Here is a 12,566-nt window from a genome sequence, read left to right as displayed (position 1 = left end):
AATGTCACAGCTATTTAAAGATGAGACAAAGTAGTCAAATTAGAAACGCGACGTCATCCTACTCCTTATTACTTCGTTTGCAAGTTGCTATATTTACAAAGTACGCAGACGATAGCCGCCGGCCGGGTGGAGCTGGTCAGGGTTGCGCAGCCCGGTCGGCGGCGGATGGCTCCAGCGGCAAGATAAACTTTAGCTTTGACACCCCGATCACTCCGCCGCCTTCAGCTGCGCAAGGGCTTGCTGGCGCTTGGCGATGACCACCGGATCCTTGGTAAAATCCGTCCTCCGGCCAGGCTTGGTGCCGCGCTTTTGGTAGCCATTGCTTTGGCTGCCGTCGCGTATGCCGAACATGTGGTCCGTCTGGCCGGTGCGGCGCGGCCCGCCCTTGCTGCGCTGTTGCTCTCGTCCGGCCTGCATCTCGGCGACCACGGCCAGCATGTCATCAAGGCGCTTGTTCTCGACCACCTCGGAGCGGTGCACCGACCGTAAGGTGTCGAAGGCTCTGTAGGGCAGGGACGTCCCCTCATGGGTGATCTCGAGGCGGCCGTCGGGATAGTCGCAGACAATGAGCTTCTTGCCGGCGAGCGCCGTGGCGAGGTCGGTCGGATCGAGGATGAACATCACCTTGTCATAGCGCAGCGTCAGCGACTGCGACAGCTTGCGGACCTCCTTGCGGCACATGGCGCCATCGAGGTTCTCATGCGCGGCAAACGGCCGATGCATGTCCTTCGGATTGCGCGGCGCCTTGCCAAAGCGGCGATTGAAGTCGGCCATGAACTCCGGCGCATAGGCATTGGCCGCCGCGATCGAGTCGATGCCGCGCAGCCGCAGTTCCTTGACCAGCCGATCCTGCAGCGTCTGGTTGGCGCGCTCGACGCGCCCCTTGGCCTGCGGGGTATTGGCGCAGATGATGTCGATGTTGAGCTCATAAAGGGCCCGGCCGAACTGCGTCAGGCCACTGGTTCTGTCCTTCTTGGAAGCATGGGTGGTGCGGAAGATGCCATGCTTGTCGCTGTAGAAGGCGATCGGCTTGCCCCATTGCTGCAGATAGGCCTTCGTCGCGTGCAGATAGTCGAAGGTGTTCTCCGATCCGGCGAAGCGCAGATGCAAGAGCTTGCCGGTGGCATCGTCGATATAGACGAGCAGGGCGCATTTGGGTCCGCGGTTCTCGAACCACCAATGAAGCGAGCCGTCGATCTGAACGAGTTCGCCGAAACAATCGCGCCGGCCGCGCGGCTGGAAAACCCGCTTCTTGCGCTCGCGTCGCGACACCCAGATGCCGGCTTCCATCATCCACTGACGCAGCGTCTCCTTGCTGACGGCAATCCGGTGGCGTTCGAGCAGCTTCTCGGCGGCCAACGTCGGTCCAAAATCCAGGTAATGCTCACGCACCAGGTCGAGCACCAGGTTGCGGAAGTCCTCGCTGTAACGCCGGTTGCTCGGACGGCCGCGCTTCTTCGAGACGAGACCGTCGGCGCCGGCCTGGTCATAGGCCTGCAACAGCCGGTGGACCTGACTGCGGCTAAGACGAAGCAACGCGGCCGCCTCGACGACGGTCAGGCTGCGCCCGCGAATCCGCTGGATCAGTTCAAGACGATGCAATTCCTTCTGCGACATGGTGATCAAACAAGACATGACGACTCCGAACGCTCATGGTCTCAACCACGCTTCACCTCGCCAGTCTTCCTTCCAAACGTTGACGTTTGACCAGCATCCCAAGAGGCGACGACTGTCGCATCTCTAACTGGCTCATATGTCGCATCTCTAAACTGCCGCTACATCAACTGTGGCGGCGAGGTTGAAATGTCCGCTGTTGCGCAAAGTAGAAATGTCACTTTGGGCGCGTCTTCAGCCAGTTAGAAATGCGACACTCGACATGTCCACCTGCACTGAGGCAAGCCCCCGACCGGACCGGCTGGGCCGGGTTGCAAGGGAAGGGAGGGGGCGGGTGAGACGCACCATCCGGCTTTAGCTTTGACAGTTGGAGCAGCCGATCATTCCGCCGCATCGAGGTCAGAGAGCGCTTGTCGCCGTCGGGCAATGACGGTGGGGTCGTTCATAAAATCCGCCTTCCGACCCGGCTTGCCGCCCCGCGGCGTGTAGCCGATCTTCTCGCTGTTGGTCTTGACCTTCGGCGTTAGTCGCTGATCCTGACGCTCCTTGATATAGGCCAGCACATCGGAAAGCCGCTTGTTCTCGGTGATCGCCGCATGCGTCACCCGCTGGTCCTTGTCGAACGTCCTGTAGGGCAGGGAATGCCCCTTCCAGCGCACGTCCAGCCGGCCATCGGCGAAGGCATAGGTCTCGACATAACGGCCCACCAACCCACGCGTCACCTCGTTCTCTTCCAGCATGATCCGCTGGCGCTCGAACGAAAACGTCAACTGGGCACCGACATAACGCTGCTCACGTTTGCACAGGACGTCGCGCAGCCGATCCGGGGCAAGGTTCAGCGGCCGATGCAGATCATCGGCCCGGGCAGGGGTAATGGCAAACTGCCGGTTATAGCGCTCCATGAACCTTGGCAGGAAAGCGTTGCCGTCGTCCATGCCGCAGATACCCTCCAGGCGCAGATCCTTGATCAACCGATCCTGGAGCGTCCGGTTCATCCGCTCGACTCGGCCCTTGGCTTGGCTCGAGTTTGCGCAAAGAATCTCGATGTTTAGCTCACAAAGCGCACGCCCGAACTGGGTCATGCCCTGGCCGCCCTTGGCGTCCTTCTTCGCCACCCGGAACACCGAATGCTTGTCGGAATAAAAGGCGACCGGCGCACCATGCGCCTTCAGATAGAGCTCCAGCGCCTCGAAATAGCTGAAGGCGCTTTCCGAGCGTACGAACCGCAACTGCATCAGCTTGCCGGTCGCATCGTCGATGAACACCAGCAATGAACATGGGTCACCGCGATCCTCGAACCAGCGATGCTCGGATCCATCGATCTGCACCAGCTCGCCATAGGCCTCGCGCCGCAATCGCGGCTGATGAAAAGTCCGCCGCTGCTCGCGCGACAGCCACAGGCCGGCCTCCGACATCCATTGGCGCAACGTCTCGCGCGAGACACGCAATCCATCGCGCTCGGCGAGCTTCTCGGCCGCCAGCGTCGGCCCGAAATCCGTATAGCGCTCGCGAACGAGTGCCACTGCATAATCCCGAACACCGTCGCTGATCCGGTTGTTCGATGGCCGGCCGATCGCCTTGTGCCGGATCGACGCCGCACCGCTCGTCTCAATCCGATCCATCAGACGACGTACCTGGCGGGTACTCAGATCAAGCACATGTGCCGCCGACACAAGCGTCATGCGCCCGGCGATCACCTTCGACAAAACTTCTATCCGCTGCAGATCGCGCTCGCTCATCGCAATCAATCCCATCCGCAATCTCCCAGGTCATCGAAAACCCGGGGAGAGTGACATTCTTACTTTGCAGGATCAGGACACTTTAACTTTGCGGCTACATTACATCGTGGCATAATATACATTATGGAACTGGACGGTCATTTGGGACGTGTTGCTTTTTCGTCGGTCAACCACTCTCGATTTTCCCGATGGATCAAACCGTTGTGATGGGTTGTGACCGTTCAGAAAGCAACAAACAGCCCGTTGTTGGAGGCGCAACGGGCTGCTTGGCGATGACATCAACCAAGCACCTGTTTTCTAGAGCCATTCTTTCACTCACTCACCCAGCTACAGTGCCGAAACTGCACTCTTTGGAACTGAGTGGTTAACGTGTCTGTCGGTTATTATTTGTCAGTTAGGAAATGCTAGCTTGATTGACAAAGAATACATGCAACTGAAACTTGACTAACCGAATATATTTCCAGATCAACTTTGTTGGTGGCTAATGTTGATTATTCCCGGGGGGTATAGCGCGGAAAAATACGCAGGCTGCGGGGGTGTAGACAACCAGACAAAACAGCGAGCCGCCTGCCGATACCCGAAACGAAAGGTTCCAGGGCATCGCGCCAGCAAGGTCGGCAATGGACCGGCTATAAGTTACTATCCTGCGACGCGGTCGGCGTTCCAGCGTCCGGCATTAGCGAGAACAAGGTCGGAATCGACGAAGCGTTCGCGCAGAAACTTCTCGTAAAGTGCGCCTTCCTGCACACGGTCGATTTGAACGGTCTTGCCGGTGAGCGTTTGCAAAGTCACTGTCCCCGATCCTTTATCGAACCGCGCCATTTTCCGCCAGACCAGGCTCTCAGGCAGCAGGTCCGCACAGGCTTTCCGGAGCAACCACTTCTCGGTGATCGCGCCGGTCGATTCATGATCTCGCACGATCAGAGGGAGCAGCAAGTGGCCCGAGAAAAGCGAGGATGAGCCCCCCAAAAGCCGGGCCTATGCTTCGAATGATGTTGTAACCGACTGACATCAACGTGACGGCCGCCGGAATGTCTCGTTTCTCCAAGATGTCACCGACCGACGCATGCCAGGCTGGATCGTTGAGGGCAAATCCGCAGCCCGCCAAAAATCCCAATCGGAAGTATGAGCCATTGGTTGAGAAAGCCCATGGCCACCGTAGTCGCCAGCGTCGCGGAAGCTAAAGCAATCAAGCAGTGGCCGGCGAGCATCACACCTCGTCGACTAAAGCTGTCGGCAATGGCTCCAGCGAGGATAGAGAGAAAAAATGCCGGTCGCGTGGAAGAAGATTGCACCAGTGCGACCATCAGATCGGAGGCTGAAATCGTCGCCATGAGCCAGCTGATGGCGGTCGTCTGCACCAGCCAGCCAAGGCTTGAAATTTGCGTAGCGACCAAATCGCGCGAAACGCCCGGTTCTGAAGAGGGGCCAGTGTCGTCGAGATGCCCGAATACGAATCATCACGCTGCATGATGTATGCCTATCACACCTAGGTCGTCATCTTGCTAAAGTCTATTACGATGAAGGAGTGGCGATCCACATCGACTCGGAAACGTACCGAGGATTGGGCGGCGGGGCAGGTTTCAGGTTTGCGACGAGCCGCCCCGCGCCGAAGCTTCGAGTTCCTCCTCGATAATATCGTCGAAAGAGGCATAGTTGAGGTTGTAGAGCTTGGAGTAAAGTCCCCCCGCGTCCATCAGCTGGCTATGGTTTCCAGTTTCGATCATCTGCCCCGACTGAAGCACGACGATGCGATCCGCTCCGCGGATCGTGGCCAGCCGATGGGCGATGACGAGGCCGGTGCGCCCTTCGAGCAGCCTGATCAGCGCCTTCTGGATCAGCATCTCGGTGTAGCTGTCGATGTTGGCGGTAGCCTCATCGAGGACGAGGATCTTGGCGTCGGCGACAAGGGCGCGAGCGAAGCTGATCAGCTGCCGCTGGCCGAGAGAAAGGTTGCTCCCGCGCTCGTCGAGTTGGGCTTCATAGCCGCCGGGCAGCCTCATGATGAAGTCATGGGCGCCGACAGCCTTGGCGGCTTCGGTCACTTCTTCGCGTGAGGCTTCGGTCTTGTGGTAGCGGATGTTCTCGAAGACTGTTCCGGTGAAGAGGAAAGGCTCCTGCAACACCATGGCGACCTGGCGGCCGAGCGATTCCTGGGTCAAGTCCCGCACGTCGTGGCCGCCGACCAGCACCTGGCCTTCCTGCACGTCATAAAAGCGGTGAACGAGCGCCATGGCGGACGACTTGCCCGAACCCGTCGGGCCGACGAGCGCAATTGTCTCGCCGGGATTGACCCGGAAAGTGACGTTCTTTAGCACCGGATGCTTTGGATTGTAGCCGAAGGTGACGTTCCTGAATTCGACCGAGCCGTCCATGTCGGGCGACAGCGCTATGGCATCCAGCTTGTCCTCGACATCGATCTTGACGTCAAGGACGTCGGTGAGCCGCTTGCCCGAAGCCATGGCGCGCTGCATGACCGAATACTGCAAGGTCAGCGAGCGGATCGGGTCGAAGAAGCGCTGGATATAGAACAGGAAGGCGACCATCACGCCGACGTCGATCCGCGCGTTCATGACCATTGAGCCGCCGACGACGATGACGACGGCCATGGCGACGCCCGTCAGGCTGTCGACGATCGGCACCATCACCTGAGCGTATTTGGCAGCTGTCAGATGCGTCTTCAGGTTCGCGTGCGCCTTGTCGTCGTAAAGCGCGAAGTTGACCCGCTGGCGGTCCATGGACTGGACCGCTCGCACGCCGTGGATGGCCTCGGCCAGCGCGCCATTGGCAACCGAATTGGTTTCGTGGGCGGCCATGAAGGCGTCGCGGGCGCGCGGCAGCCAAAAGATGCGCACTATGAAGAGCACCGGAAGCACCGCAAGCGTCAGGAGACCCAGACGGAAATCGAGCCAGAGCATGACGAAGACGATGCCGAGGAGCAGCGCGATGTCGCCGATCGAAAGCACGCAGGTCTCGAGGAATTCCTGCATGGAATTGACGTCGCCCTGGAGGCGCGACATCAGCCGGCCCACTTCGGTCTTGTCCATGAAGGACAGGGAAACCTTCTGCAGGTGGCCGAACATGGCGCGGCGTATGTCGGAGAGCACGTCCTCGGCTATCTGGCCGACCACGGTCTCCTGGGTATAGCTCGCCACATAGTTGACGAGGATCGCCGCCGCAAACGCCGCGGCCGCCCACGCTAACGCCGAGCTGTCCACGTGGCCCGGGCGCATGCCGTGGTCGATCGCGTAGCGGATAATCAGCGGGATCGCCAGCTGGGTGCCAGTGAAGATCAGCACCGCGGCGACCGAGGCCACCACCTTCTGACGGTAAGGCCGAATGAACGCCCAGATACGCTTGAGGATGTTCTTGTCGAAAGCGCGGCCGAACATCTCCTCTTCGATGCGGTGCGAGCCGACGACGGCGCGGGGCGGACGGCGCCCATCGTCGCGCACGTCGTTGCGTTCCGCCTCGATCTCGCCTGCCTGCCCCTGGACCATCAGCCCGCGTCCTTTAGCATCTTGTCGCCCGGGCGAACCTGAAGATCATAAAGCGCCTTGTAACGGCCGTCCCTGGCGAGCAGTTCGTCATGCGTGCCCCGTTCGACGATCTCGCCGTTCTCCACGAACAGAATCTGGTCCGCATGCATCAGCGAGCTCAGCCGATGGGCGATCACGATCGTGACGCGATCCTGTGCGAAGCGCCGTATGGCCGAGCGGATGCGCTGCTCGGTGGCGGCGTCGATCGCGGCGGTGGAATCGTCGAAGACGATCACCGAGGGCCCGAGCATTATGGTGCGCGCGATGGCAAGCCGCTGGCGCTGGCCGCCAGAAAGCGACACGCCGCGCTCGCCAACCACGGTCTTGTAGCCGGTGGGCAGGCCGAGCACGTAATTATGGAGCTGTGCCGACTCGCTTGCCCGCTCGATCCGCTGCTCCTTGGCCCAGGGGTCGCCATAGGCGATGTTGTTCTCGATCGTGGTGGTGAACAGGAAAGCATCCTGCTGCACCACCGCCACGTGACTGCGCAGGGACGTGAGCGTGGCCTTGCGGATGTCCTGGCCATCGAGGGTGATTCGCCCGCACGTGACATCGTAGAAGCGCGGGATGAGATGCGCGACGGTCGATTTGCCCGAGCCGGGTGGGCCGACGATGCCGATGGTTTCGCCCTTGCGTGCCTCGAAGCTCACATCGTTCAGGATCGGCCGGCTCCCGGCTGCCGGGTAGGCGAAAGAGACGTTCTCAAAGCGGAGCGTGCCATCCGTGATCGTCAGAGGCTGGGCGTCCGGCGCGTCCTTGATTGCGATGTCGAGATCGAGCAGGCCGAAGAGACGCGAGCCGCAGGTGGAGGCGCGCGCGAACGCGTTGACCATCAGGCCGATCTGGCGGACCGGCATCTGCAGGATGGTCATGAACGTCAAAAAGGTGGTCAGCTGGCCGACACTCATCTCGCCGGCGCCGACCTTGGCTCCGCCCACGAGCAGCACCAGCCCCATGGCGACGAAGAAGGAGAAGGTCATGGCCGAGGTGTTGCGCACCCGGATGCCCACGCGCTCGTGCGCGAGCTCCAGCGCGTTCTTGGAGGCGCGGTCGAACTTTAGCATCTCGTAAGCCTGGCTGGCAAAGGCGCGCACGACGCGGATGCCGCCGAGATTTTCCTCCATCACACGTGAGAGCACCGAAAGCCGCTCCTGCAGCTCCAGCCAAGTGGCGCGCAGCCGGAGCTGGGTGACTGACGAGCGCCAGCCGACGAAAGGCACGAAGCTCAGCGCCAGAAGGCCGAGCATGACATCAGTCGAAACCAGCATATAGGCGCCGATGCCGATCAGCATAGTGAGCAGCACGGCACGCACCAGCGCTGTCGAGAAGTACATCCGCACGCCCTCGAGGTCGAGCATGCCGATGGTGATCAGGTCGCCCGAATGCATCTGGTCGTGGAAGGAGAAGCTGAGGCGCTGGATTTTTTCGTAGCATGCGAGGCGCAGCTCGTATGCGACGTGATGTCCGACCGCCTCGGCGAAATAATTCTGCATCATCGTGAAGAGGCCGCGCAGCACGCTAACGGCAAGTAGAAGCAGAGCCGAGATCCAGAGGGCTTGTCCCGCGACAGCGCCTGCAGCACCGCCGCCCATGGCGGTTTGAGATTGATCTACCGCGCTGCCGAGCAGTCGAGGGATGACCAGCTGCAGCGTTGCTGCAACGATGGTTGAGCCGATGGCCAGGGAGACCTGCCATGGATGCCGCAAATTCATGCAGGTGACGCGCACCAGTATGTTGAGCCCTCGGCCCCAACCGGCTGCCGTTACATGCGCAAACGAATTCTCAAGCTTCGTTGCGCCCTTTATGGCATCGCTGCTCAAGGGTATGTTCCAGACTTGATTCTTTGAGCCTTCGGCGCGGGAGCCAGGCGACTCACGATCAAATGCGCCTGCCGAACTATTAGCGCCATGGTTACAATGGATTCAAGTGCTTTGAGAAGCATATTCCTTCAGGGCTGGCGATTTTCTCGATGCCCCTGCGAATGAAATTTTGTCGACTAAACTACGCGTATGTTCATCCTGCTCAATGGTTCGCTCGGGATCGGCAAGACCACGGTGGCAAGCCTTCTATTGAATGGGTGCCCGGCGCGCAGCATTGTGTTTCCCATTTCCGACCGTTCGGAAAAGATCGACACTTTTTTATTACGATGCCGCTGTGCTTACTCCCTCCCCTTGGTACCGACTGCCGATTCAACCAGGCAAACGTTATGATTTGAGTTGAGTAGGCTTTTTCGCCCATCCCACTCTTCGCGCTAGGGTTCGAACCCGGTGAGCAAGATAGACGGAGCCCAAGCCGATCAAAGCGCCATAGTCCAATGGTAGCTGGCCGAAGTGAAGGCGAAATGCAGTATATACGCCCCAAGTGAGCAGAATCGCGAAGGCTGCCCATGCGAGCGTCAATATCCAAAACTGGGTTTGAGCCAATTGAATGTCCCCCATCACATCATCTGCATGTGCGGACAGTCTTTGAAGACATGTCGCTGCCGTCAACGTTGGATGGCCGGATTGCTTTTCGAAGGCGGTGCTATCACCGGTCGGCGAGCGGGGTGCGGACATTTTCGGCATCAATGTGCGCGGCTCTGTCTCAATCCGCAGATCCCTCGCGAGCCGCCGCGAGTTGCGCGCCACCCGGACGTTGAACCTGACGCACATGAACCGGGGGCGGAACGCCCACCACGCGAGCCATTGCTACAGCGTGGCGGACTACATGCAGGCAGATTGAGAGCGCGCCATCCCGGCAGCCGTTTGCAACGGAGCCGGGATGCGTTCGTGATCTGCTACACGACCAGGAAATCGGAATTGGTCAGCGCAAGCCCTGCATCGAGCACAGCGAACCCGGTGAACCCGCCTGCAGCGTCGCCGTTTGCATCGTAGGTAAGACTGCCGGTGGTTGGATCATAGATGACGCGATCGTTGGTGTCGTGCGCTGCCGTCCCGATGTAGAAGGCGTCGTCGTCGAGCGCACCGGGCGTGGCGAGCTCGGTGAACACGGCGTTGTCCAGCCAGATCGTATCGTCGGAAACCAAGAAGTCGTTGATCTTGTCGACATTGCTGGCAGCGTTGAGGGCCGTGTTGAACAGGAAGCTGTCGTTGCCATCCCCTCCAACGAGCGTGTCATTGCCGAAGCCACCGGCAAGCGTGTCGTCGCCGGCGCGGCCATCGAGCCTGTTGGCCCCGGTGTTGCCGGTTACGACGTTAGCAAGATCATTGCCGCTGCCGTTCAGATTGCCGCTGCCGATCAACGTCAGGCTCTCGATGTCGCCCTTGAAGATCGTCTCATTCGACAGTGAAATGGAATAGCTCGACCTCACTGTGTCGATGCCGTCCGGAGCGGTCCCACCATAATCGGCTTCGTCAACCCGGTCGTCTGTGCTGTCGATGAAGTAGGTATCGTTGCCGGTGCCGCCCCACATCTTGTCGCCGCCCGCGCCGCCGTCGAGAAAATCGTCGCCATCGTGGCCCTCGAGCCTGTCGCGCCCGGTGCCGCCGTCGAGCGTGTCATTGCCGCCTTCACCACTGAGGAAATCGTTGCCGCCGCCGCCGCGCAGGACGTTGGCCTCTTCGCTTCCGATGAACGAGTCGTCAAAAGCTGACCCGTCGATGTTTTCGATGCCCGAATAGGTATCGAAAGTCCTGGGGGGGTAGTACGGCTCGTCGCCACCACCACGCCCCAGATTGAGATCGGCCCATGCGCGGCCCGGGGCGTCGGCATAACTTACCGTGTCGATACCGGCGCCGCCGTCCAGATGGTCGCCGCCGATACCCGCATGAAGCGTATCGTCCCCGGCTCCGCCATAAAGCTCATCTCGTCCGGCATCGCCCCACAGGCCGTCGTTTCCTTCGCCACCCTCGAGCCGATCATCGCCGGCGCCTCCCTGGATGACGTCGTCGCCGCCGAAGCCGAAGAGACGGTCGTTGCCGCCAAAGCCGAGGATCTGATCGCGGCCATCGGAGCCGTTCAGCGTGTCGTCGTTTTCAGTGCCGGGAATGTAAGCCATGGTGGTCTGTTCTCTCCTTGATAAGCCCCATAGCCCCGGGGAGTATGAAGGCGGCGCATGCTTTGCCACCGGACACGGAGTCAGCGATGAGTTGCCATCACATTAACCGCGAGCGCCTTCAGTGTCGCTGGTGATAGTGGCATACGGACTTGACCCTTTTATGAACCACCATCGGCTTGCCCGCCCCAACGCCTGTTTCTCCGATGGCCAAGGCCGAAGGGGAAAAATCCATGGGTATTTCAAAGCCGGCTATCCGTTTGTGTTATCCGATATAGCGGCGCTATTTCCTTTGCCAACGTCAGCTTTCCTGGAAAGAATCATGTTGGTCTGGTTCAGGCGGCTGTTGCCGCGCGGAGGCCCTTTCTGCGATCTTTTCGAACAGCATTCCCAAACCATCGTTGGCGGTACGGAAGCCTTCGGCAACGATGTCGAGCGCTGATGCAAGGAGATTGTCGACCTCGAGAACTAGGCGGACGCGATCACCACCGAAGTCCTGTTGGCGGTGCGCCGCTCCTTCTGGCAACATAACCATCGCGTTCGGCGACTATGGTGATGCGTGCACCGTCCTCTTCCGACAGGAACTTCGCGGCATGGTAGCCGACATTGCCGAAGCCCTGGACGATGACCGATGCGCTCTTGAGATCGCGCCGGCCATCCAAACCTTTCGTGCGGGTATCGCGGAGATAGCTCTGAATGGCGAACTGCACCCCCCTGCACGAAGCTTCCGTCCGCCCGGCGATCCCGCCCTTCGACAAGGGCTTGCCCGTCACGCAGGCCCGCGCATTGACGACGCCGGTCGGATTGGCGCGACGGAACTCGTCGACCATCCAGGCCATCTCGCGTTCGCCGGTGCCAATATCGGGAGCGGGAACGTTGACGCCCGGACCCTCAGGCCACGTTTGTTCAGTTCCTGGGTAAAGCGGCGGGTGATGCGCTCCAGTTCCTGCGGTGTCCACTCGCGCGGATCGATCTTCAGCGCGCCCTTCGAGCCACCGAACGGCACACCGGCGAGCGAGCACTTCAAGGTCATCAGCGCCGCCAGAGCCTCGACCTCCTCGGCGTAGGCATTCGAGGCATAGCGAATGCCGCCCTTCACTGGTTCGCAATGCTCGCTGTGGACTAAGCGCCAGCCGATGAACCTGTACATGCGGCCACGCAGGCGCACGCCGAAGCGAACCGCATAGGTCGAGTTGCACTGGATGATCCGCTCCCCAGCCCTTCCGGCAGATCGAGGAAGGACATGGCATGGCGGAAGTTATTATCGACGCTTTCAAGGAAGTTGGCGGAATTCATCGCACAATGCTCGTTCGGGTCTACTGTTGTTGTGAACGACTGCCGGGTTGCCGGCCCATGCGCGCAATGTCGGCGCGCCGTCCGGCCGGAGAAATCGTAATAGTTCACAGCTTCAGCATTGAGGCCCAGCTGCTCGGCCAGATACAAAATGCCTTCGGCCGGGATCGCTGCTGGATCTCGCACGAAGAAGCGGTGCGCTGCGAAGAACTTAAGTTGGACCGCAAACCCTAGCTGCGCCAATTCCGGTATGCTGTTCACAAAAGCAATGTCAGAAAAGCTCAGGCTCCAGCGCTCGACCAAATCCCCACTCGAAAAACCAATACTCATAGCGCCACTCCGTTTACCAGAGCAGACCGTCATTCCTTGTCAGCTTGGCCGTCAACC

6 protein-coding genes and 5 pseudogenes are annotated in these 12,566 nt (G+C 60.1%); 2 read left to right on the top strand and 9 right to left on the bottom strand.

Going from position 1 to position 12,566, the window contains the following annotated elements; genetic code table 11:
• Window positions 1–207 precede the first annotated feature (207 nt).
• The 6 genes and pseudogenes from GHK62_RS26315 to GHK62_RS26290 all read right to left on the bottom strand — a co-directional run bounded on the left by GHK62_RS26315 (window position 208) and on the right by GHK62_RS26290 (window position 8,712).
• Window positions 208–1,635, bottom strand: a complete 1,428-nt coding sequence (locus GHK62_RS26315; RefSeq protein ID WP_153437736.1) for an ISNCY family transposase — start codon at window positions 1,633–1,635, stop codon at window positions 208–210.
• A gap of 359 nt (window positions 1,636–1,994) precedes the next feature.
• Entirely contained in the window at window positions 1,995–3,368 is a 1,374-nt protein-coding gene (locus GHK62_RS26310) for an ISNCY family transposase (RefSeq protein ID WP_153439248.1), read from the bottom strand.
• A 624-nt stretch (window positions 3,369–3,992) separates the two neighbouring features.
• Complete coding sequence (locus tag GHK62_RS26305; RefSeq protein WP_327791095.1) at window positions 3,993–4,271, bottom strand: asparagine synthase-related protein; 279 nt, start codon at window positions 4,269–4,271, stop codon at window positions 3,993–3,995.
• A 10-nt stretch (window positions 4,272–4,281) separates the two neighbouring features.
• A pseudogene (locus tag GHK62_RS26300) lies at window positions 4,282–4,824 on the bottom strand (MFS transporter); the annotation flags it as partial.
• Between the two features lie 112 nt (window positions 4,825–4,936).
• On the bottom strand, window positions 4,937–6,853 hold the full coding sequence (locus GHK62_RS26295; protein ID WP_153441946.1) for an ABC transporter ATP-binding protein: 1,917 nt from the start codon (window positions 6,851–6,853) through the stop codon (window positions 4,937–4,939).
• Complete coding sequence (locus GHK62_RS26290) at window positions 6,853–8,712, bottom strand: ABC transporter ATP-binding protein (RefSeq protein ID WP_153441945.1); 1,860 nt, start codon at window positions 8,710–8,712, stop codon at window positions 6,853–6,855. The genes GHK62_RS26295 and GHK62_RS26290 overlap by 1 nt, the downstream gene beginning before the upstream one ends.
• Window positions 8,713–9,433: 721 nt before the next feature.
• On the opposite strand from GHK62_RS26290, the pseudogene GHK62_RS34555 reads away from it, so the two are divergent.
• Window positions 9,434–9,613: pseudogene (locus GHK62_RS34555) on the top strand (hypothetical protein); the annotation flags it as partial.
• A gap of 55 nt (window positions 9,614–9,668) precedes the next feature.
• On the opposite strand, the gene GHK62_RS26285 reads toward GHK62_RS34555, so the two are convergent.
• Window positions 9,669–10,889: a calcium-binding protein gene (locus tag GHK62_RS26285; protein ID WP_153441944.1), complete on the bottom strand. Its 1,221-nt coding sequence runs from the start codon at window positions 10,887–10,889 to the stop codon at window positions 9,669–9,671.
• 319 nt (window positions 10,890–11,208) lie between these two features.
• Between GHK62_RS26285 and GHK62_RS34550 the strand changes: the two are divergent.
• A pseudogene (locus GHK62_RS34550) lies at window positions 11,209–11,355 on the top strand (nuclease PIN); the annotation flags it as partial.
• Between the two features lie 34 nt (window positions 11,356–11,389).
• On the opposite strand, the pseudogene GHK62_RS26275 reads toward GHK62_RS34550, so the two are convergent.
• Both GHK62_RS26275 and GHK62_RS26270 read right to left on the bottom strand, forming a co-directional pair.
• Window positions 11,390–12,131, bottom strand: a pseudogene (locus GHK62_RS26275) (Glu/Leu/Phe/Val family dehydrogenase); the annotation flags it as partial.
• A 123-nt stretch (window positions 12,132–12,254) separates the two neighbouring features.
• A pseudogene (locus tag GHK62_RS26270) lies at window positions 12,255–12,509 on the bottom strand (DUF4158 domain-containing protein); the annotation flags it as partial.
• Window positions 12,510–12,566 lie beyond the last annotated feature (57 nt).

It is taken from the genome of Sinorhizobium terangae, assembly GCF_009601505.1.
In the GTDB taxonomy this organism is placed as follows: Bacteria; Pseudomonadota; Alphaproteobacteria; order Rhizobiales; family Rhizobiaceae; genus Sinorhizobium; species Sinorhizobium terangae.
This window is presented reverse-complemented; position numbering and strand designations above follow the sequence as displayed.